General features: G+C 71.6%; 17 protein-coding genes. 7 read left to right on the top strand and 10 right to left on the bottom strand.

Going from position 1 to position 21,413, the window contains the following annotated elements; translation table 11 throughout:
- Window positions 1-68 precede the first annotated feature (68 nt).
- Window positions 69-1,799, top strand: a complete 1,731-nt coding sequence (locus DEI81_RS14605) for an HAD family acid phosphatase (protein WP_258368771.1) — start codon at window positions 69-71, stop codon at window positions 1,797-1,799.
- A gap of 100 nt (window positions 1,800-1,899) precedes the next feature.
- Here DEI81_RS14605 and DEI81_RS14600 read toward each other — a convergent pair whose 3' ends face one another.
- Window positions 1,900-2,949, bottom strand: a complete 1,050-nt coding sequence (locus DEI81_RS14600; protein ID WP_111011462.1) for a zinc-binding alcohol dehydrogenase family protein — start codon at window positions 2,947-2,949, stop codon at window positions 1,900-1,902.
- Window positions 2,950-3,287: 338 nt separating this feature from the next.
- Between DEI81_RS14600 and DEI81_RS14595 the strand changes: the two genes are divergently transcribed.
- Window positions 3,288-4,853 (top strand): long-chain fatty acid--CoA ligase, encoded by a 1,566-nt coding sequence (locus tag DEI81_RS14595; protein ID WP_111011461.1) that lies wholly within the window; start codon window positions 3,288-3,290, stop codon window positions 4,851-4,853.
- 3 nt (window positions 4,854-4,856) lie between these two features.
- Here DEI81_RS14595 and opgC read toward each other — a convergent pair whose 3' ends face one another.
- From opgC to DEI81_RS14555, 8 genes are all read right to left on the bottom strand, one after another.
- Window positions 4,857-7,376, bottom strand: a complete 2,520-nt coding sequence (opgC, locus tag DEI81_RS14590) for an OpgC domain-containing protein (RefSeq protein WP_258368769.1) — start codon at window positions 7,374-7,376, stop codon at window positions 4,857-4,859.
- Window positions 7,373-7,816 carry an ATP-binding protein gene (locus DEI81_RS14585; protein ID WP_111011460.1) on the bottom strand — a complete coding sequence of 148 codons (444 nt, stop codon included), beginning with the start codon at window positions 7,814-7,816 and terminating at the stop codon, window positions 7,373-7,375. The genes opgC and DEI81_RS14585 overlap by 4 nt, the downstream gene beginning before the upstream one ends.
- Entirely contained in the window at window positions 7,809-8,141 is a 333-nt protein-coding gene (locus DEI81_RS14580; RefSeq protein WP_111011459.1) for an STAS domain-containing protein, read from the bottom strand. Before DEI81_RS14580 ends, DEI81_RS14585 begins: the two co-directional genes overlap by 8 nt.
- Window positions 8,138-10,126, bottom strand: coding sequence for a glycosyltransferase family 2 protein (locus DEI81_RS14575; protein ID WP_111011474.1), 1,989 nt, complete (start codon window positions 10,124-10,126; stop codon window positions 8,138-8,140). Before DEI81_RS14575 ends, DEI81_RS14580 begins: the two co-directional genes overlap by 4 nt.
- Window positions 10,127-10,134: 8 nt before the next feature.
- Entirely contained in the window at window positions 10,135-11,343 is a 1,209-nt protein-coding gene (locus DEI81_RS14570) for a PP2C family protein-serine/threonine phosphatase (RefSeq protein WP_111011458.1), read from the bottom strand.
- A 223-nt stretch (window positions 11,344-11,566) separates the two neighbouring features.
- Window positions 11,567-12,397, bottom strand: coding sequence for an ATP-binding cassette domain-containing protein (locus tag DEI81_RS14565; protein ID WP_111011457.1), 831 nt, complete (start codon window positions 12,395-12,397; stop codon window positions 11,567-11,569).
- 2 nt (window positions 12,398-12,399) lie between these two features.
- A complete protein-coding gene (locus DEI81_RS14560; RefSeq protein WP_220035698.1) occupies window positions 12,400-13,446 on the bottom strand; it encodes an ABC transporter permease in 1,047 nt (348 codons plus the stop codon).
- Window positions 13,443-14,537 carry a substrate-binding domain-containing protein gene (locus DEI81_RS14555; protein ID WP_220035697.1) on the bottom strand — a complete coding sequence of 365 codons (1,095 nt, stop codon included), beginning with the start codon at window positions 14,535-14,537 and terminating at the stop codon, window positions 13,443-13,445. Before DEI81_RS14555 ends, DEI81_RS14560 begins: the two co-directional genes overlap by 4 nt.
- Window positions 14,538-14,798: 261 nt before the next feature.
- Here DEI81_RS14555 and DEI81_RS14550 point away from each other — a divergent pair, with 261 nt between their 5' ends.
- A complete protein-coding gene (locus DEI81_RS14550) occupies window positions 14,799-15,995 on the top strand; it encodes an ROK family protein (protein ID WP_111011455.1) in 1,197 nt (398 codons plus the stop codon).
- On the opposite strand, the gene DEI81_RS14545 is transcribed toward DEI81_RS14550, so the two are convergent.
- Entirely contained in the window at window positions 15,970-16,944 is a 975-nt protein-coding gene (locus DEI81_RS14545; RefSeq protein ID WP_258368768.1) for a ketopantoate reductase family protein, read from the bottom strand. The two genes, DEI81_RS14550 and DEI81_RS14545, sit on opposite strands and share 26 nt — an antisense overlap.
- Before the next feature lie 68 nt (window positions 16,945-17,012).
- On the opposite strand from DEI81_RS14545, the gene DEI81_RS14540 reads away from it, so the two are divergent.
- The 4 genes from DEI81_RS14540 to DEI81_RS14525 all read left to right on the top strand — a co-directional run bounded on the left by DEI81_RS14540 (window position 17,013) and on the right by DEI81_RS14525 (window position 21,384).
- Complete coding sequence (locus DEI81_RS14540) at window positions 17,013-17,561, top strand: TetR/AcrR family transcriptional regulator (protein WP_111011454.1); 549 nt, start codon at window positions 17,013-17,015, stop codon at window positions 17,559-17,561.
- Window positions 17,562-17,687: 126 nt separating this feature from the next.
- Window positions 17,688-18,881, top strand: a complete 1,194-nt coding sequence (gene xylA / locus DEI81_RS14535; RefSeq protein WP_111011453.1) for a xylose isomerase — start codon at window positions 17,688-17,690, stop codon at window positions 18,879-18,881.
- Window positions 18,874-20,388, top strand: coding sequence for a xylulokinase (gene xylB / locus DEI81_RS14530; RefSeq protein WP_111011452.1), 1,515 nt, complete (start codon window positions 18,874-18,876; stop codon window positions 20,386-20,388). Before xylA ends, xylB begins: the two co-directional genes overlap by 8 nt.
- Window positions 20,389-21,384: an acetylxylan esterase gene (locus tag DEI81_RS14525; protein WP_111011451.1), complete on the top strand. Its 996-nt coding sequence runs from the start codon at window positions 20,389-20,391 to the stop codon at window positions 21,382-21,384.
- Window positions 21,385-21,413 lie beyond the last annotated feature (29 nt).

Below are 21,413 nucleotides of genomic sequence, written 5' to 3'. Positions count from 1 at the left end.
GCCGATCCCCAGGTATCGTGCCGAGCACACCCCCGAACGGGGTGCATCCACGAGAACGGTAGAACCAGTTGCGCAGACATCAGGGGATCAGCAGCTCCACCACCGCCGTCCGACTCGCCGTCGTGGGGGTGACGACCGCCGGCCTCGTGCTCGGGTCGACACTCCTGGGCGCCGGGGCCGCGACCGCGTCGCCCGTCGTCGGGCACCACACCACGACGATCACGCCGGACCACCGTCAGGGCGGGGTCGGCAGTGGCGTCGACCGGGCACTCGCACCACGGACGCAGTTCACGATGGCGCCCGACGGCTCCTCGGGCGCGACCCAGGGTGGCGAGGGCATCCCGAACATCGATTCCGTCAAGAAGACGATCGCGACCTACTACGGCGACCCGGGCACGGGCATCGCCGACAAGACCGACAGCCCCTACATCCGCGAGATGGCCGCCATCGTGCGGCGGGAGAGCGGCCAGCTCCAGCGCCAGTACGACGCCGCGGTGGCCGCGGGCGAGAAGCCGGCCATCGTGCTCGACAGCGACGACACGACGCTGTTCACGTACGACATGGAGGTCGGGGACATGCACTTCACGTTCTCGCCCGCCGAGCAGGACGTCTGGGTGCAGGGCGAGCGGTTCCCCGCGACCCCGTCGATGGTGTCGTTCGTGAACCGGGCGGCGGCGATCGGCTACACGATCTTCGGCGTCACGGGCCGCAACGACGACCAGAAGGCCGCGACCCTCGCCAACCTGTCGAAGGACGGGTACGACGGATTCACGTCCGACGACTTCTTCACGAAGTGGACCGGCGTCGGCGCCTCCCAGCAGCCCTCGTACGTCACGTGCGTCGCGACGTGCACGACGGTCGAGTTCAAGGCGGGGACGCGCAAGCACATCGAGCAGGACCTCGGCTACACGATCACGCTCAACGTGGGCGACCAGTACTCCGACCTGCAGGGCGGGTACGCCGAGCACACCCTCAAGCTCCCGAACCCCACCTACTTCCTCCCCTCGGCGGACCTGCCGGGGGTCTCGGAGCCCTGGCTGGCGCCCCGGACGCACTTCACGATGGCGCACGACGGCTCATCGGGCGCGACGCAGGGCGGCGAGGGCATCCCGAACATCGACTCCGTCAAGAAGACGATCGCGACGTACTACGGCGACCCGGGCACGGGCATCGCGAACAAGTCCGACAGCCCCTACATCCGCGAGGTGCGGTCGATCGTCGCGCGACAGGCGCCGGTCGTGGTGGCGCAGTGCGCGATCGCGAGGGCCCGGCACCGCAACCCCGCGATCGTCCTCGACGCCGACGACACGACCCTGTGGACGTACGACATGGAGGTCGCGGACATGCACTTCACGTTCTCGCCCGCCGAGCAGGACGTCTGGGTGCAGGGCCAGCGGTTCCCGGCGACGCCGTCGATGACCTCGCTCGTCGCGGTCGCCCGCGCAGCCGGTTGCACGGTCATCGGGCTGACGGGCCGGAACGAGGGCCAGCAGGCAGCGACGATCGCGAACCTGCGGAAGGTCGGGTACCCCGAGTTCGCCGCGACGCAGCACGGCAACCGGACCTACTACACGAAGTGGACCGGCGTCGGTGCCTCGCAGCAGCCGCCGTACGTGCACTGCGCGGCCGCGTCCTGCACGACGATCGAGTACAAGTCGCAGACGCGCGCCCACATCGAGTCGGCTGCGGGCGGCCGGTACGACATCGTCAGCAACTGGGGCGACCAGTACAGCGACCTCATCGGCGGCTCGGCCGACCGGTCGGTGAAGCTGCCGAACCCGACGTACTACCTGCCCTGACCTCCGGCGGGTCCCGATGACGGGAGGCGGTGAGCACGACGGCTCGCCGCCTCCCGTTCGTCATGGGTCGGGCCGCGCGCGGAGCGCCAGGAGCGCGCGCTCAGTCGAGGGTGACGACGAGTTTCCGCGCCGAGACACCACGCCGCAGCCGGGCGAGCGCCTCGGGGACAGCAGCGATCCCGTGCCCCACGACCTCCCGCTCCGGAGCGGCGACGTAGCGGCCCGTCGCCAGGGCCTGCGGCAGGAACGCCTCGTAGACGAGCGGACCCACCTGGCTGACCAAGGGCGTTCCACCCCAGATCGCGGAGACGGTCATGCCCTCGCGCCGTGCGGACCGCGCACGGAGTCGCGTCGCCGGGGTGGGGTAGGCCGAAGCGAGGCGTCGACTCCCCGCGCTGGCGCGGACGACGCGGAGGGTCCGGGTGAGCGAGCCCGCGCCGATCGCGATCGTTCCCGCGAGCGGCCGGTCGCCGATCGCGTCGGTGATCCGCCGCTCGGCGTCCGGGTCGTGGTAGTCGAACACCTGCTCGGCGCCGAGTCCGCGCACGAGATCGTGGTTCCGGTCGGACGCGGTCCCGAGGACGTCGTACCCGGAGGCCCGCGCGAGCTGGATGGCGTTGCACCCGACGCTCGTCGACGCACCCCACACCAGGACGACTGCTCGACGCGGCTCGGGGTCCAGGGTGGGCCCGGCCAGGCCGAGCTGGTCCGGCTCGTACAGGCCGGCCGCCGCGGTCGTCAGCGCGAGCGGCAGCACCGCGGCGTCCTCGAGCGGCATCGACGCCGGCACCGGGGCACAGTTGCGCTCCTGCAGCAGGACGAATCGTTGGAAGGCGCCCTCGGCAGCGGCGTTCCGGTGTCGCTCCTGCCCCGCGGCGGAACCGAGCACGCGCGCCCCGACCGCGAACCGCCGCACGTCCGGTCCGACGGCGACGACCTCGCCGGCGACGTCCGAGCCGAGTACCGCCGGGTACCGCAGCCACGGCGTCACGAACGGACGCGCGAGGCCGGACATCGCGTCGACCGGGTTCACGGCGACGGCACGCACGCGCACGACGATCTCACCCGGGCCAGGGGTGGGCATCGGCGCGGGGCCGATCCGCAACCGCCCGACCGGACTCCGCAGCCAGACGGCCTCGTTCTCCACCATGAGTCAGCTCCTCCACTTGACGACACGCAATGTCATCACTCTGCACCATGACACTCCGTGTCGTCAATGGTGCGTCGTCGATGCGATCGGGACCCGCGGGCCCGGGCCCGTCTGCAGCGCCGCGTCCGGGAGGCACGGGTCGGCCGGTCCGACGCCTCCCGTTCGCGGGATGGTCGCGCGACGGACGCGGCTGGCAGGATGAGCACAGGGCATCGCCACGCCGGCCACCGGAGGACCAACCATCTCCCGGAACGCGGAGTCGGGACACCGTCGATGGCCGCAGCCGTCCTGCGCCCCTGGGAGGGGCCGTCGACGCGCACCGCGATGAGGAGGAGACCATGCCCGATCCCGGACTCGGGACGATGAACGTCGCGGCGATCGCGGCCGAGGGAGCGCGGCGGCAGCGGTCGAAGGCGGCCGTGATCACGGCCCTCCCGGACGGCGGTACCGAGACCCTGACGTACGCGGACCTGTGGGAACGGGTCCGGGCGATCGCGGGTGCGCTGCGGGCGCAGGGCGTCCGACCCGGCGACCGCGTCGCCGTCATGCTCCCGAACATCACGGAGTTCCCGTGCGTGTACTTCGCGGTCCTCGCCATGGGCGCGGTCGTCGTGCCCGTGCACCTGCTCTTCAAGCGCGACGAGATCACCCACGTCCTCCGGGACTCGGAGGCCCGGGTGCTCGTCGCGTCGGCGTCGATCCTGCCGCAGGCCGGACCGGCGGCCCGCGACGTCGGCGCGTTCGTCGTGGCGGTCGGGGCCGTGTCGGCAGCGGAGGTCGGGGCGGACGTCACGTTGGCCGAGTTCGAGGGCGGTGCAGACCCGATCGACGAGTACGTCGCGGTGAACCCGCTCGAACCGGCGACGGTCCTGTACACGAGCGGCACGACGGGGACGCCGAAGGGTGCCGTCGGCTCGCACTTCGCGCTCATGGAGCAGGTGAACGTGTCGCTCATCGACCTGTTCGACCTGCGACAGGAGGACGTCGTGTTCGGCGGCCTGCCGCTGTTCCACACGTTCGGGCAGACGGTCGTCATGAACACCTCGCTCCGCCGGGGCGCGACGATCGTGCTGCTGCCACGCTTCGATGCGGCGACGGCGCTCGACCTGTGCGTCCGGCACCGCGTGACGGCGTTCGACGGCGTGCCGACGATGTTCATCGCCCTGCTCGAGGCCGCCCGCGACACCACGGAACGGCCACCGCTGCGCTTCTGCATCTCCGGCGGTTCCGCGCTGCCGGAGGCCGTGCTCGAGCGGTTCGAGGCGACGTTCCGCGCACCGATCCAGGAGGGCTACGGCATGACCGAGACCTCGCCTGTCATCGCCGTGAACCCGAAGGGCGTCCCGAGCCGTGCCGGGAGCGTCGGACTGCCCATCTGGGGCGTCGACGTCGTCATCGCGGACGCGGACGTCGAGGACCGCGTCGTGCCCGTCGCCCCGGGCGAGACCGGCGAGCTCGTCGTGCGCGGACACAACCTGTTCACCGGCTACCTCGGTCAGCCCGAGGCCACGGCCGCGGCCATGTGCGACGGGTGGCTCCGCACGGGCGACATCGGCACGATGAGCGCTGACGGCTACGTGACGATCGTCGACCGCAAGAAGGACATGATCATCCGGAACGGCTACAACGTGTACCCGTCCGAGGTCGAGTCGGTGCTCCACCGGCACGAGGACGTCACGTCGGCGGCGGTGTTCGGGGTGCACCACGACGTGCACGGACAAGAGGTCCACGCGGCGGTCGTGCTCCGCGACCCGGACGCCGACGTCGCCGCCATCGACGCGTTCATGCGCACGCGCGTGGCCGCGTTCAAGTACCCGCGGGTGTTCCACGTCGTCGACTCCCTGCCGCTCGGGCCGAGCGGCAAGGTGCTCCGGCGCGCGCTGTCGGCGACGTACTCCGCCTGACGGCTACCGCGGGATGACCGCGAACAGGAACCGCTTCCGCACCATGTACCAGCTGAGCAGGATCATCGCGGTGTGGATGAGCGTGCCCTCGAGGACGTTCGACCTGTCGAGGCCGGGGATCGACGCGATGAGCAGCACGAAGAACACCTGCCACACGAACACGTAGAGGCTCGCCTGCCCGAGCGGGATCCACAGCCACCCGATCGCGGCGTTGATGGGCTTCCAGAACACGGTGAGCACCGCGTACGACACGACCGCGAAGAACGCGATGTCGACGAGCCGGCCCCACTGCAGGTCGACGCGCTGGTACGCCGTGTTGTACAGCTCGTCGTACATCCCCGCGGGGAACGGCGTCGGGGTGAACCCGGCGACGTGACCCGCCCAGACGTAGACGAGGAACCCGGCGTACCCGACGACGCCGATCGCCATGAGCAGCTTGCCGACACGGCTCGTCAGCGCGGCCACGATCCGCCGGCGGTAGTACCCGAGCACGAGCCCGTGGGTGAACACCACCTGCCAGGTGAAGAGCGGGAACACGGCCTCGAACTGCGACGGTAGCGGCGACAGGTCGGGACGCACGGCATCGAGCACGTAGAGCGCCCAGCTGACGATGAGCAGCGCCCACCACGCACGGCGCCGGATGATCCACATGAGCACCGGGATCGCGATGCTGAGCACCACGAAGAGCCCCATGATGTTGAACGGCCACGGGCCCATCTCGAGGAGCAGGAACTGCCGGACGGCGTACCAGGGCGGCGGGTAGTCGAGCAGCCGCATGGCGTTCGGGTAGAGGTCGTAGACGCGGCCTTCCGCGCCGACCCCGCCGGTGCCCGTGCCCCGGTCCGTGAACGTCGTGATCGCCGACGCCTTGAGGAACGGCACGAAGCTCAGCGCGAAGACGACCAGGATCACCCCGAGCGTGACGAGGTACTGCTTCCGGGCGCGCCGCCACGCGTTCACCGCCGAGGCCCACTCGCCGAACCGCGCGACGCCCAGCGGGTAGACCATGCCGAGCACGAGTCCGCTGAGGAACACGAACATCTCGGCGCCCGTGATCGCGCCGATCGCGTGCAGGGTGAGGTACGAGTAGGGCCCGGCGAGCTCGACGTGCGTGATCACGACCGCGAGGATGATGAACCCGCGGAACAGGTCGATCCGGAGGTCGCGCCCGGGCTTGCCGTCGTCGTCGTACCGCCAGGACGGCGCGAGCCGACCGACGAGCCCGGACAGCAGGAACGTCAGCGCGAGCACGACCGCGCACGCGACGATCCAGGCCATCTGGTCGCCGCCGGTCTCGAGCTGCTGGTTCGTCGCCGCGCTGCCCTGCTGGGCGGTGAAGCGGTCCGTGACGGGTCCGAACACGAAGCGTCCGGCGTCCTGCAGGTCGGTCCGGAACGACCCGGCGATCCCCCGGACCGCGGTGTCCCGCCAGTCCGCGACCCGGTTGCCCGCCTCGGGTTCCTCGCGGTCGGCCTCGAGCCAGGTGACGCCCCGGACGAGCGGGTGGCTCGGCAACGCGGCGATGATCTGGCGCCACCAGCCCTGCTTGACCGTCAGCTCGGCGGCCCCGCCGAGCGAGTGGACGTCCAGCGCGCCGGTGTCGAGCAGCAGCGGCCGGTGCTCCCCGACCGCGAACCGCTGGTAGAAGGTGCGGTCCTGGGGCTGGGTGTACCCCCAGGACTCGTCGAAGCGTCGGTCGACCTCACCCGCGACGGGTGCCGCGTTCTGCGAGAGCGACACCGATCGGCCCGCCGCCGCGGTCGCCTTGCCCTTGCCGAAGAAGAACATGGACAGACCGACCCAGTCGACCGAGGCGCTGCCCGGCCAGTACGGCGCGTACGGGTCGTCCGCCTCGGTCAGGCGGTCGTCGTGGTTCGTGTCGAGTGCCGCGATGTCCATCGCGTTCGCCGAGGCGAGGCGACCGGCGGCCTCACCGAAGGGGTAGCCGGAGCCGTAGGAGGGTGACCAGACCATGCGGGCCTTCGACGTCCCCGCGTGGACGACGCGTGCGAGCTGCCGGAAGGCGCTGACGAACTCGGTCGGCTGCTGCCCCCACCGGACCCAGGTGCCGTTCATCTCGGGCGCGAACCGGACGAGCTGCTCCGTGCCGTACTGCTTCCGGACCTGTTCCAGGAGTCCGTCGGCGCGGCGGGCGTCGGCCGCGTCCAGTCGTGCCAGGGAGGTCCTCGGTTCGAAGCTCACCACGAGGACGGCGCCCTGCGCGGCGGCCTGGCGCGCCGCGGTCCGCCACTGCTGGGCGGCGCGCGCGTCCACCGGGTAGTCGACGTCGATGCCGTACATCGACGGCGTCGCGCCGAGTCGGCCCGCGTACCCGTCCGGGGCGTCGTTCGCCCAGTCGAGGTCCGGCCCGAACCAGGTGCCGGACCCGCGCGGGGTCCCCGACGCGGTGACGCCCGCGGGCGACGACCGGGTGGCCGCCGACGCGACGGGCGCCGTCCCCCCGAGCACGAGCACGGCGATCGCGATGACCAGGGCCACCGCGCGCGTCGTGCGCCGCTTCATCGTCGACACACGAGTGTCCAGATGTTGCGGCCGTGTTCGTGGCGGTAGTCGAGCCGCTCGAGGCTCGCGAGCGCCAGCGCGAGGCCGCGACCGCTCTCGTCCTCGATGTCGGCCATGGTGACGGCCGCGAGATCGATGTCGGCGGGCAGACCGTTGTCCTGGAACTCGGCGACGAGGACCTCGTCCGTCGCGTCGAGGTCGAGCGTGTAGCGGCGACCACCGACCTCGGCGTCGCTGCGCCGCGAGTGCTCGACGATGTTGGCCGCGATCTCGACGATCGCCGTCTCGAACGAGAACCGCGTGGCGATCGCTGCCTCGTCGCCGAGCTCGGTCCACCAGTGGTCGAACGCGTCCTGCAGGGTCTCGATGCTCTCGAGTGTCGCGGGCACGTCGATGTGCACGCGTCGACCACCGGTGATCGGGGCGGGCTGCTCAGTCACGGAGGGCGTCCTCGACCGATGCGCGCGGCTGGAGGATCCGGTCCAGGTTCGTCAGGCGGAGCACCATCGACACCTGCTCGGACGGCGCCACGAGGCGGAGGTCGCCGCCCGCCTGTCGCGCCGACTTGAGCAGGGACACGAGCGCGCCGAGCCCGGACGAGTCGACGAACGTCGTGCCGGAGAGGTCGACGACGAGCATCTGGTCCCCCGCCTCGAGCCGCTCCGTGGCGACCGCACGGAGCTTCGGTGCCGATGCGACCGTCAGCCGGCCCTTCGGCGTCAGGACGACGCCGCCCTCGACGGGTTCCACGTCCACGGTGATCATGCTGTCTCTTCCTTCTCCCGGAGCGCATCCGGCCCCGTGTAGTGAACGGCCCGGATGACGATGCTGAAGATCGCGAGGTCGAAGACGACCCATGCCGAGTTGATGAGGGGGGCGATGCCGTGCGCCTGCCCCGCCGCGTAGCGGACGGCGACGAGCACGAGCGCAGCGACGAGGCACCCCATGGCGACGAGCTGCGGCCGCACGAGGTCCCACCGGTGGCCGGTGAACTCCTGTTTCGTCTTCGGGGTCACGCGGAACCCGAGCGGCTGCCCGAGGTACACGTTGCGGAACGCGGACGTGACCGACTCGATCCAGACCGGGAACAGCGCGAGCGAGTACTGCTGCCCGCGCCACGTCGGGCGTCCGGCCGCGACCACCCAGAACAGCACCTGGTTGAGCACGAGGAACGGGATGAGCCGCGCGAAGAAGTCGACGCTGTACGCCTGGACGGGGACCACCCCGAACGCCAGGCAGAGCACCGGCGCGGCGATGTACACGACCGCGGCGAACCCGGAGAGGTAGCTCCACATGGTCGAGAAGTACATGAGGCGCTGCGCGAACGACAAGCCCCGCTGCACCAGCGGGTTCTCGCGGAAGAACACCTGCATCGTGCCCTGCGCCCAACGGAGTCGCTGCGTCAGCATCGTCGGCAGGTCCTCGGGGGCCAGCCCGCGTGCGAGGAGCTCGTCGTGGTACGCCGACCGCCAGCCGAGGCCGTGCAGGCGCATCGCGGTCGCCATGTCCTCGGTCACCGAGATCGTGGCCAGTGGCATGATCGCCTGCGCCTCGTCGCCACGGCTGACGTCGAGCGCGCCGACGAGGAGCGAGATCGCCTCGATCGCGACGATCGGCGACGCGTCGCGCTGGCCGAGCAGGTCGAGCGCGGAGTCGTCGATGGCGGCGAACGTGTCGGCCTCCACGGACAGCGCGGCGAGCTCCGCCAGGTCCTGACGCATGGCGGCGAGGTCGGCACCGGCGAACCGGAACGCGATCGCGTCGATGCCGCGCTGGAACCGGTAGGTCACGTCGGCGATGCCGTCGCCGTTCGCGAGCTCGGCGCGCGCGCGGTCGACGATCGCCCCGGCCTCGTCGAGCGCCTGCAGCACGCGCGGCTGGCCCTCGGCCTCCTCCCGTGCCCGCGCGAGCAACCGGCGCGAGGTGCGGATCGCGCGGTGCACGCCCTGTTCGACCTCGTCGACGTACCGGGACACGCCCAACTGCATCAGGGCCTCCCGGCGGAGGATCGCGTTCGACCCGCAGAAGAAGGCGGCGTTCCAGCCGTCCTTCGACTGCTGGATCGGTCCGTAGAAGAGCGGCGCCTGGCTGCCGAGCACGTCGGACTCGGGCACGTTCTCGAACCACTGCGGCGTCTGCACGAGCGCCATCCGCGGTTCCTTGAAGTACCCGAGGGTGCGGTCGAGGATGCGCGGGTCGGGCACCTGGTCAGCGTCGAGGATCAGGAGGAACTCCCCCTCGGTCGCCAGCAGCGCGTTGTTGAGGTTGCCGGCCTTGGCGTGCCGCGGCCGGTCGATCCAGTCCGACGACCGGGTGATCACGCCGATGCCCGCGGCCTCGGCGGCCTCGCGGATCTCCGGCCGCGCGCCGTCGTCGAGGATCCACGTCGTGTGCGGATGCCGGATCGCCACCGCGGCGAGCGCCGTGCGCATCACGAGCTCGACGGGTTCGTTGTACGTCGTGATGAAGACGTCGACCGTGACGTCCTCCGCGGGTGGGGCCGGTGGTTCGCCGCGTTCGCGGATCCGCCAGGCGCCGAACGCGAACAGGAGCGAGTCGATGACGCTGTAGGTCTCGGCGAGGATGAGCGGCACGGCGATCCACCACGAGTGCCAGTTGACGGAGGCGACCCAGCGCCATCCGACGTAGTCCGCCCCGGCGAGCGCCGCGAGGACGACGACGACCCGGATGGTGACGAGCCGCCGACGCGAGGTCGTGTGCTCGAGGAGCCGCCGGTCCCGGCGGGTCATCTCGAGGGTCACGGGCGGTACTCCGCGACCACGACGGTGACGTCGTCGAGCGGCACCCGCTCGGCGCTGAGTGACCGGATGCGTTCGACGAGGGCGTGGATGTCGGCCGCCTCGCGCGTGTAGCCGGCGAGCTCGTCCGGCCAGACGATCTCGTCGTCCAGCACGTCGAGCACCCCGTCACTCACGAGGACCAGGCGGTCGCCCGGGTACAGCGTCGTCGTCTGCGCGGTGTGTGGCTGCGGCAGGATCCCGATCGGGAGGCCCGTGCCGGTGAGCTGCTCGGCCGTCCCGTCCGCGCGCACGAGGATCGACAGGCCCGCGCCGGCGTCGACGTAGGCGAGGCGCCCGGTGTCGAGGTCGATGGTGGCGTGGAAGTAGGTCACGAAGGCGTTCGTGCGCTGGAGGTCACCGGTCATGGCCCGTTCGATGCGGTCCACGGCCGCGCCGAGCGAGACCTCGTCGGTGATCGAGGGCACGATCGTCCGGGCGGCGGCACGGGTGGCGGCCCCGAGGATCGCCGCCGCGGTGCCCTTGCCCATGACGTCGCCGATCGCGACGTGCACGAGGCGGCCGACGACACCGTGGTCGTAGTAGTCGCCGCCGACGCCGAGCGACGGGATGCAGACGCCCTCGACGCGGACCTCGTCCGTGACGAGCGGCCGCTCCGGCAGCAGTGCCTGCTGGGTGTCGCGCGCGCGCACGGCTTCGGCCTCGGCGAGGAGTTCCTCCTGGGCCCACGCAGCGAGGTCGGTGAACTCCTGCATCTCGCGGGGGGAGAGCGTCCGGGGCTCCTTGTCGATGAGGCAGAACGACCCGACGACGTTGCCGGAGGCGTCGGTGAGCGGGTGCCCGATGTAGAAGGCGAGTCCGTTCTCGACGAAGGGCCGGATGTCGGCGAACCGGGGGTCGAGGCGCGCGTCGTCCGTCGTGATGACCTCGCCCGTGTCGGTGACGAGCTTGCAGGGGGTGTCCCCCCGGCCGGACTCGGCGTCGTCGAACCCCGCGCGGCCCATGTAGAGCGCGCGGTCCCGGTCGATCACCGTGACCGAGGACATCATCACGCCGAACATGGCGCGCGCGATCCGGGTGATCCGGTCGAGGCGCGGATTGCGGTCCGGTTCGGTGAGCCCGAGGCTCTCGACGGCGCGCTGCCGTCGGTCCTCGCGCACGCGGGGCTGGTCGGTCGTCGCGTCGTCGAGGGTCGGTTGGGTCCCCACAGCGCATGCCTCCTGATCACGAGCACACGGAAAACGGTGGCGCGTCCGGGCGGGACCTCCAGGGGGTCCCGGTCGACACGTGCCGCCCGCGCCGGCCGATGGCTTCGGATCGAGCGCGTACCACTCTGTCTACCGCATGATCGGGTGCCGTGCGAGCCGTGCGGGGCGCGCCGGGGTCATCTCGCCCCTTGGACTGGGGCAGACCAACCGCGCCGCGCCGCCGCTACCGCACCTCGTCGAGCAACCGCCCCCGCCCCTCGGCCAGTCGTCCGCCGCGCCGGTACTCCTTGGCCACCATGTCGAGGACCTCCTCGGCCGAGACCTCGTCGGTGCGCTTGTCGAGGGTGATCTCGCCGTGCTGCAGCAGGTTGACGCGATCGCAGACGTCGAACACCTGCGTGTAGTTGTGCGCGATGAGGATGATCGACACCTCGCCGCGTTCGCGGAGCATCGAGATGAAGTCGAGGATGATGCCACCCTCCTTCGCACCCATGGCCGCGAGTGGTTCGTCGAGCAGCAGGATCCTCGCGTCGGAGTACACCGATCGCGCGACCGCGATCGCCTGCCGCTGGCCGCCCGACAGGTTCGCGACCTCGTCGTTCACAGACGCGATCCGGATCCCGATGTCGTCGAGGTACCGGCGAGCGTTCTCGCGCATCTCCGAGCGGCGGAGGAAGGGCCCGCGCCGGAGCTCCTTGTTGAGGTAGAGGTTGAGGTACACGGGCAGCGTGTTGACGAGCGCCAGGTCCTGGAACACCGTCTCGATGCCCCGCTCCCGCGCGTCGCCGATGCCGGTGAACGTGACCGGGTCCCCGTTGAGGAACAGCTCGCCCTCCGTCGGCTGGTGGTACCCGGTCAGGATCTTGATGAGCGTCGACTTGCCCGCGCCGTTGTCGCCGATGAGCCCGAGGACCTCGCCCTTGCCGACGTGCAGGTTGATGTCGCGCAGGGCGGTGACGGACCCGAACCGCTTGCTGACGTGCCGTGCCTCGAGCGCCGGTGGCGTGCCTCCCGGCGCGCGGTCGGTCGTGCCCGTACCCGTGGTGGTGGTCATGGCTACTGCTCCTTCGCTCGCTGCCGGAAGCGCGCGAGGTAGATGTTGAGGATCATCGCGAGCAGGATCGCCGCGCCCTCGACGATGACGAACGTGGTGGCGGAGATGCCCTCGATGTTGAAGCCGTCCTGGAGCACGGCCAGGAGCAGCGCACCGAGGAAGGCGCCGACGACGGTGCCGGAGCCGCCGATGAGCGACGTCCCGCCGAGCACCGCGGCCGCGATCGCCATGAACATGAGGTCGTTGCCGCCCGCGTTGGGGTCGAACGACTTGGCGATGTTCGTGCCGTCGAGGATGCCGGCGAGCCCGGCGAACAGCGACGTGAGCATGAACGCCCGGATCTTGACGCGCCGGACCGCGATGCCCGCCTCGGAGGCGCCGACGAGGTTCGCGCCCGTGGCGATCGTGTGCACGCCCGACCGGGTGCTCGTCAGCACGACCTGCATGACGATGACGATGAGCACCGCCCAGACGAGCTCGGACCACTGGTACCCGCCGAACACCGCGACGAGCGCGCCCTTCGTGGGGGCCGGCAGCGGTGTGCTCCCCGCGATGGCGAGGGCCACGCCGTGCAGGCCGTACAGCGTCCCGAGCGTCGCGATGAACGACGGCAGCTTGAGGTACTGGTTCACGACCCCGTTGAACAACCCGATGAGCGTCGCGACGACGAGCGCCAGCAGGAGCGCCGTCCACAGCGGCATCGCGTCGGCGAACGTCACCATGAGGATCGGCGTCAGCGCGAACGTCATGCCCGCGGACAGGTCGATCTCGCCGCAGATGAGCAGGAACACCTCGCCCGCCGCGATGATCGCCGCCGCGCTGAGGAAGTTCGCGATGTTGCCGATGTTCGACCCCGTCAGGAACGCGTGGTTCGTCGCGGCGAAGTAGATGATGAGCGCGACGTCGACGACGAGCACCGAGAACTCGCGGATCCGGAGCACACCCCCGAGCGGCCCGCCGCGGAGGCCGCGGCGAGCCGGTCGGGGTGCGGACGACATGGGTGCCGGGGTGGGCGACTCCGTCTGGAGGCCGATGGCGTCGTCGCTCACGACGTGAGGTACTTCTGAACGGACGAGCTGCCCTCGAACCGGTTCGTCGACTTGAGGTACGGCTTCACGTTCTTCTTCGTGACGAATTTGAGGCCGGTGTCGGTGAGCGGTGGTGCGACGAGCGTGCCCGACAGCTTGTACAGGTACAGGTACAGCGTCGGCAGGAACCCCTGCAGGTACGCGGACTGGTCGATCGTGAAGCTGAGGATGCCGTGGCGGATCGACTTCTCGGTGGAGGCCAGGAGGTCCCACCCGCCGCCCTTGTAGCCCTGCGATGCCAGGTCGTACTTCTTCATGACGTTCGCGACGCCCTGGGTGCTGCCCGCATCGACCGCGAACAGGCCCTTGTAGTCCTTGTTCCCGGTGTGGAACGCGTCGATCGCGCTCTGCTCCTTGCCCTCGTCGGCCCCGGTGGCGATCTGCTTGACCTGGAACCCCTTGTTCGCGGCCTTGAGCGCCGCGATCGCACCGTCCGCTCGCGGCTGGATGTTGAGGGCACCCGGCGTCGCGATGAAGATCGCGATCTTGCTGCCGTTCGGCAGGAGCTTCGCGATGTGCTCGCCGGCGGCCTGCCCCGACGCGTACAGGTCCTGGCCGATGTAGTTGAGCCGCGCGTTCCCGGTGACGTCCGCGTTGTAGGACACGACGGGGATCCCCGCGGCGAGCGCCTTCTTGACGGGCTCGTTGAAGGCGGTCTTGTCGACGAGTGACACGGCGATGCCGTCGACGCCGCCGCTGACCGCGGTGTTGAACGCGCTGACCATCTGCGACACGTTCGAGGTCTCCGAGCCGGTCCACTGGGGCTTCGGCAGGCCGAGCATCGAGGCGGCGTCGGCGAGTCCGTACTGCGTGGCCTGGAAGAACGTGTTCGTGGTCACGTGGTTGATGAACACGAACTTGAACCCGGGCGTCGACGGGAAGTTCCCTGCCTTCCCGGCCGCGCTCGCCATGTCCCCGCCGGAGAACGACAGCAGGCCCGACGCCAACGCGGCGGCACCTGCCAGTCCCGCTCCGCGGACCAGTCCCCTCCGGCTCGGGCCAGGCCCGGCCCCCATCGCCGCAACTGCGTTCTCGACCGCGTCGTCTTCCACGGATACCTCCTCGTATCGGGCTGCGTGCGGCACCGACGACGAGGACGTCGTCGGTGTCCGACGCGTCTCCCCCCGCGCTTCGGTGCCACGGATTGGGGCATTCCTAGACCCGGTCTCTCCGGGCGGTCAAGAAAGCTGAGCGAACGTTCCCATCCGATGGTTCGTGAACAGCGCTCACCCAGCTTGTCCCCCGAAGAAGGCCCGATCGCCGAACGAAAACGATGTCGGTGCCCGGTCGGGCGCGGTCGCTACGATCACGGGATGGCGGAAGCGAGCGCATCGCAGGCGCGGCGGAAGGACCTGGGACGTCACCAGAACCTCACGTCGCTGCTCCGTCGTGTGCACGCCACGCCCGCCACCAGGAGCGACCTGACCCGGTTCAGCGGCCTCAACCGCTCGACGGTCGCCGGGTTGGTCGGCGAGCTCGTCGACCGCGGGCTCGTGATCGAGGACGAGGTCCGTGGCGCGGGATCGGTCGGCCGTCCGAGCCCCACGGTCCGCCCCGCCGACCGGGCGGTCGGGATCGCCGTGCACCCCGAGATCGACGCCGTCCGGGTCGCCGCGGTGCTGCTCGGCGGCCGTGTGGTCCGGCGCGTCCGTGTCGACGTGGACCAGCCTCCGACACCGGAACGCGTCGCCTCCATCGCCCAGGAGGCCGTCGCCGCCATCCGCGCGGACCTCCCGCCTGGTGCCGTGGTCGTGGGCGCGGGCGTCGCCGTCCCCGGGCTCGTGCGCGTCGCCGACGGGGTCGTCCGCCTGGCGCCGCACCTGGACTGGCACGACGTCCCACTCGCCGCCCAGCTCGCCTCGGCGCTGGACATGCCGGTCCGCGCCGCGAACGAGGCCTCGCTCGGGGCCGCGGCCGAGTGGGTGTTCGGCGCCGGCCGGGGGGCGGACGACCTGCTCTACGTCAACGGCGGGGCGAGCGGCATCGGCGGTGGGATCGTCACGGGCGGCGTGCCGCTGCTCGGCGCGAGCGGCCACGCCGGCGAGATCGGCCACGTGTCGATCCGGACGGACGGGTCGCGGGACAGCGCCGGCCTGGTCGGGACCCTCGAGGCCGCGGTGACCCGGGCTCGGCTCGCCGCGGTGCTCGACGTGCGCGAACCCGACCCCGACACCTTCGAGCGGATGCTCCTCGCCGCGACCGAGGGCGGCAGCAGCCGGTCGAGCGCCGTGGTCGCGGAGGTCGAGCGCCAGATCGACACCCTCGCGATCGCGCTCGCGAGCGTCGTGAACGTGCTCGGCTCGGAGCGGATCGTCCTCGGCGGGTTCCTGGCAGCCCTCGCGGCGGCAGACGGTCCACGCCTCCGCAGCGCCTTCGACGCGCACCTGCTCGCGCCGCTCGTCCCCGACGTGCAGATCCGACGGGCGGAGCTCGGCGCGGACATCCTGCTCATCGGTGCGGCGTCGCTGCCGCTCGAGCACGTGCTCACCGAGCTGCCGACGCTGGGCTGAGCCCCTCGGCCGACCGCTCCAGCCGCGGGGTCGCGATGCCGAGCGCACGTGCGGTGGCGAGCATGTCCTCCAGCACGGCACGGGGCTCCGCCGCGTGGGGATCGGTGTGTGCTGCCAGGCTCGCCCGTGCGATCGGGAGCAGGCGGGTGGCCCACGCCGCCGATGCGGCCGACATCCCGGGGAACCGAGCGGGCGTCGTCGCGCCGCGGTGGCGCCCGATGTCGACCCCCCGCGCCGCGAGGACCGGGAGGAGCTCCCGGCTCGTCAGGAACGCCCCGCGAAGCGCGCGGCGATCTCCGATCATGGCCGCCAGGCCGCCGCTCGTCAGCGCTTGGGAGAACATGCCCGCGTCCATGACGAAGTGCGACCACAGCCATCCGCGCATGTCCGGCTCGTCCCGGACCACGAGTCCCGCCTGCTGCAACGTCGTCCGCACCTCGGGTGCCCGTCGATCGCCCGGCGTCCCGCTCGAGCCGAGCACGACCGAACGGAGCAGCGCGCCGTGCAGGACGCCGTCGCCGTCGAATCCCCCGCCTGCGCCGGGGAACCCGAACACCACCTGATCCGCGGGGAGCGGAGCCACCGCGGCGACGGGGTCGTCCCACACGTTGCCCAGGACCAGCACCGTGGCCGAGCCGACCACCGGAGCCAGGGACGCCACGGCTTCCCGCAGACGATGGTGCCAGACACTGAGCACGACGAGATCGAAGCCGTCCCCCGGCTCGACGGACTCGCGCAGCCGGGTCGCGAACGTGGTGCGCCGCCGTCGGCCGAGCAGTCCCTGCCTGCCGTCGACGAGATCCGTGCGGACGTGGGCCCCGTACTCGCGAGTCCGGCCCGGGCGGACGAGGAACTCGACATGGTGCCCGGCCTCCTGGAGCACCTGGCCGTGGATCGTCGCGATGACGCCCCGCCCGACCATGAGGATCCGCATCATGCCTCCGATCACTAACGTGGAGACGATCTCCGGTCTGGACGATACGGAGGTCGTCTCCAGTTCGTCAACCGGGAGGGCACATGGCCGAGGAGCGGGCCCTGCGCGCTGACGCGCGCCGGAACCGAGACGCCATCGTCGCGGCCGCGCGATCGGTGTTCGAGCACGACGAACAGATCCGGTTCGACGACTTCGCGGAGCGGGCTGGCGTCGGGGTCGGGACGCTCTACCGTCACTTCCCCACACGGGAGGCACTGGCCGCCGCGGTCTACCAGGGCGAAGTGGCGGCGCTGTGCGAGCGTGCCCGGGACGCATCGCGGCCGGCCGGCGAACGGCTCGTCGGGTTCCTCCGCGCGTTCGTGGACCACGTGATCGAGCACGTCGCCCTCGCGCGCGCCTTCGCCGCCCTCGTCACCCCAGCGACGCAGGCCGAGGGTGGGAGCGAACTCGAGCGCACCGTCGCGGACCTGATGGCCCGCGCGGCCGCTGACGGCACCATCCGCGACGACGTGACCCCGGGCGCGGTGATGATCGCACTCCACGGCATCGGCTCCGCGATCGACCGCCCCGACTGGGCGATGGAGGCCCGCTCCGTCGCGGAACTCGTCATCCGCGGACTGGAGGCCCGCTGACCGAGCGGCGAGGCAACGAGCCAGAGGGCCTGCGATCGGTCAGGAGCCGATGCGCCGCGCGCCCTTGCGGACCCGTCCGTCGTGCAATACGTTGTGACTCACAACAAACCCCCTCAGGAGCGCACCATGGCAACGAAGCCCACCCGCGACGACAAGTTCTCGTTCGGTCTCTGGACCGTCGGGTACAACGGCACCGACCCGTTCGGCGGTCCGACCCGTCCCCCGCTCGATGTCGTCGAGGCCGTCGAGAAGCTCGACGAGCTCGGCGCCTACGGCCTGACGTTCCACGACGACGACCTGTTCGCCTTCGGCTCGACGGACGCCGAGCGCCAGAAGCAGATCGACCGCCTCAAGGGCGCGCTCGAGTCCACCGGCCTCGTCGTGCCGATGGTCACGACGAACCTCTTCAGCGCCCCGGTGTTCAAGGACGGCGGGTTCACCTCGAACGACCGGCAGGTCCGCCGGTTCGCCCTCCGCAAGGTCCTCCGCAACATCGACCTCGCCGCCGAGCTCGGTGCGACGACGTTCGTCATGTGGGGTGGTCGCGAGGGCGCCGAGTACGACACCGCCAAAGACGTCCAGGCGGCGCTCGAGCGCTACCGCGAGGCCGTCAACCTCCTCGCCGACTACGTCACCGACAAGGGCTACGGCATCCGGTTCGCGATCGAGCCGAAGCCGAACGAGCCCCGCGGCGACATCCTCCTGCCCACCCTCGGGCACGCGATCGCGTTCACCGAGACCCTCGAGCGCCCGGAGCTGTTCGGGATCAACCCCGAGGTCGGGCACGAGCAGATGGCCGGCCTCAACTTCACCGCGGGCATCGCCCAGGCGCTCTACCAGGGCAAGCTCTTCCACATCGACCTCAACGGCCAGCGCGGCATCAAGTACGACCAGGACCTCGTGTTCGGGCACGGCGACCTGCAGAACGCGTTCTCGCTCGTCGACCTCCTCGAGCACGGCGCACCGCAGGGTGGCCCGGCGTACGACGGCCCGCGCCACTTCGACTACAAGCCGAGCCGCACCGAGGACTTCGACGGTGTCTGGGACTCCGCCGCCGCGAACATGCGCATGTACCTGCTCCTCAAGGAGCGCGCGCAGGCGTTCCGCGCGGACCCCGAGGTGCAGGCGGCGCTCGAGGCGTCGAAGGTCGCCGAGCTCCGCACCCCGACGCTCAACGAGGGCGAGTCGTACGACGACTTCCTCGCCGACCGCTCGGCCTTCGAGGACTTCGACGCCGACGCGTACTTCGGCGGCAAGGGCTTCGGCTTCGTCAAGCTGCAGCAGCTCACCCTCGAGCACCTCATGGGCGCGCGTGGCTGAGTCGCTCGCCAGCACGACCGACCCCGGTGACGAGGACCTCCTCGTCGCCGGGGTCGACTCGTCCACGCAGTCCTGCAAGGTCGTCATCCGGGAGGCCCGCAGCGGCCGGGTGGTCCGCTCCGGTCGTGCGAGCCACCCGGACGGCACCGAGGTCGACCCCGCCGCGTGGTGGGACGCCCTCGGCGCGGCGATCACCGACGCCGGCGGGCTCGACGACGTCGCCGCGATCGCCGTCGGCGGGCAGCAGCACGGCATGGTCGTGCTCGACGCCGACGGCCGGGTGATCCGCCCCGCGCTCCTGTGGAACGACACCCGCAGCGCCGGTGCCGCGGCCGACCTCGTCGACGAGCTCGGCCCGGAGCAGTGGGTCGAGCGCACCGGCCTCGTCCCGGTCGCCTCGTTCACGGCGACCAAGCTCCGGTGGCTCCGCGACACCGAACCCGACAACACCGCCCGGGTGGCCGCGGTCGCGCTCCCCCACGACTGGCTGTCCTGGCGCCTCCGCGGCTACGGCCCCGCGGACGAGAGCCCGCTCGGACCGGACCTCGACGCACTCGCGACCGACGCGTCGGACGCGAGCGGCACCGCCTACTGGGACCCGGCCCGCCGCGCCTACGACGCCGACCTGTTCGAGCGGGCGCTCGGGCGGGTGCTCCGGGAGGCCCGGCCGGGCACCGCGACGGACGGCGGCGACGCGGTGGTCGTCCCCCGCGTCGTCGAGCCGTCCGCCGCCATGGGCACGCTCGACCGGGAGGTCGCACTCCCCGGTGGCGCCGTCGCGCACGCCGGTCTCGTGGTCGGCCCGGGCACCGGGGACAACGCCGGGGCCGCACTCGGCCTCGGCCTCGGGCCGGGCGACGTCGCCGTGTCCCTCGGCACGTCCGGCACCGTGTTCGGCGTCACCACGGCCTCCCTGGCGGACCCGAGCGGGACCGTGGCGGGGTTCGCCGACGCGACGGGGGCGCGCCTCCCGATCGTCACGACGCTCAACGCAGCGCGTGTGCTCGAGGTGATCGGTGGGCTGCTCGGCGCGGACCACGGCGAACTCGGCGCGCTCGCGCTCGAGGCCCCGGCCGGCGCCGGCGGGCTCGTGCTCGTGCCGTACTTCGTCGGCGAGCGCACCCCGAACCGGCCCGACGCCACCGCCTCGCTGCTCGGCATGACCCCGTTGACGACCACGCGCCCGTACCTGGCACGTGCCGCCGTCGAGGGCATGCTGTGCGCCCTCGCCGACGGTCTCGCTGCCGTCGAGGGCACGGGGACCCGCGTGGAGCGCCTGTTCCTCATCGGCGGGGCCGCGCAGAACCCCGCCGTGCGGACCATCGCCGCGCAGGTCTTCGGGCGCGACGTGCTCATCCCCGACCCCGGTGAGTACGTGGCCGCGGGCGCCGCGCGGCAGGCCGCGTGGGTGCTCGGCGGTGCGCTGCCCGACTGGCCGCTCGCGGCGGACACGATCCCGGCCGATCCGCGGCCGGAGGTGCTCGCCGCGTACCGCAGGAGCCTGTAGATGCCGTTCACGGACCTCCCGCTCGCCGAACTCCGCGCGTACCGGCCGGTGGTGCGCGAGCCGGACGACTTCGACGCGTTCTGGCGGACGACGATCGCGGAAGCGCGGCAGGCCGCGACGACGGCGGGCGTCGGGCCCGTCCTGACGCCGGCCAGCACGCCGATCACCGAGTTCGTCGTCGAGGACCTGGCGTTCCCCGGCTTCGCGGCCGAGCCGGTCCGGGCGTGGGTCACCCGTCCACGCCGGCCGCGGGACGAGCGGCTCCCGGTGGTCGTCGAGTACCTCGGCTACAACGGTGGCCGCGGGTTGCCGGGCGAGCGCGTGCAGTGGGCCCTCGCCGGGTACGTCCACGTCGTCATGGACACGCGCGGACAGGGCAGCGGCTGGGGCAACGGCGGTGACACGCCGGACCCGCACGCGTCGAACGGGCAGGTCGCGGGGTGGATGACGAACGGGATCCTCGATCCGCACGAGCACTTCTACCGGCGTGTCCACACGGATGCCCTGCGGCTCGTCGACGCGGTGCGGACGCTCGCGTTCGTCGATCCGGCGCGGGTGGCGGTCACCGGCGGGAGCCAGGGCGGCGGCATCGCGATCGCCGCCGCGGCCCTCGCCGAGTCGCACGGGGACGGCGTCGTCGCGGTCATGCCCGACGTCGCGTTCCTGGCCGACTGGGAGCACGGCGCCGAGGTGGCGGTGAGCGACCCGTACCAGGAGCTCGTGCGCTACCTCGCCGTGCACCGCGACCACGCCGAGGCGGTGTGGACGACGGCGAGCTACCTCGACGGCGTCAACTTCGCCAAGCGGATCACGGCACCGGCGCTGTTCTCCGTGGCGCTCATGGACGAGATCGTGCCGCCCCGCACCACGTTCGCGGCGTTCAACGCGCTCGCGTCGGAGGACGCCGTGATCGAGGTCTACCCGTACAACGGGCACGAGGGCGGCGGTGGGCACCACTGGCCGAAGCAGGCGAGGTTCCTGGCGGCGCACCTCTAGCCCGCTTCGTCCCCCGCCTCCCCCTCCTC

It is taken from the genome of Curtobacterium sp. MCBD17_013, from assembly GCF_003234565.1.
Classification (GTDB): Bacteria; Actinomycetota; Actinomycetes; order Actinomycetales; family Microbacteriaceae; genus Curtobacterium.
Note: the sequence above shows the minus strand (reverse complement) of the source record. Positions and strands in the feature narration are given on the sequence as shown.

Bases quoted from the DNA above. Each gene is read 5' to 3' on its own strand.
- DEI81_RS14600 (WP_111011462.1), bottom strand. From the start codon at position 2,949: ATGGTGGAGAACGAGGCCGTCTGGCTGCGGAGTCCGGTCGGGCGGTTG.
- DEI81_RS14595 (WP_111011461.1), top strand. From the start codon at position 3,288: ATGCCCGATCCCGGACTCGGGACGATGAACGTCGCGGCGATCGCGGCC.
- opgC (WP_258368769.1), bottom strand. From the start codon at position 7,376: ATGAAGCGGCGCACGACGCGCGCGGTGGCCCTGGTCATCGCGATCGCC.
- DEI81_RS14580 (WP_111011459.1), bottom strand. From the start codon at position 8,141: ATGATCACCGTGGACGTGGAACCCGTCGAGGGCGGCGTCGTCCTGACG.
- DEI81_RS14575 (WP_111011474.1), bottom strand. From the start codon at position 10,126: ATGACCCGCCGGGACCGGCGGCTCCTCGAGCACACGACCTCGCGTCGG.
- DEI81_RS14565 (WP_111011457.1), bottom strand. From the start codon at position 12,397: ATGACCACCACCACGGGTACGGGCACGACCGACCGCGCGCCGGGAGGC.
- DEI81_RS14550 (WP_111011455.1), top strand. From the start codon at position 14,799: ATGGCGGAAGCGAGCGCATCGCAGGCGCGGCGGAAGGACCTGGGACGT.
- DEI81_RS14540 (WP_111011454.1), top strand. From the start codon at position 17,013: ATGGCCGAGGAGCGGGCCCTGCGCGCTGACGCGCGCCGGAACCGAGAC.
- xylA (WP_111011453.1), top strand. From the start codon at position 17,688: ATGGCAACGAAGCCCACCCGCGACGACAAGTTCTCGTTCGGTCTCTGG.
- DEI81_RS14525 (WP_111011451.1), top strand. From the start codon at position 20,389: ATGCCGTTCACGGACCTCCCGCTCGCCGAACTCCGCGCGTACCGGCCG.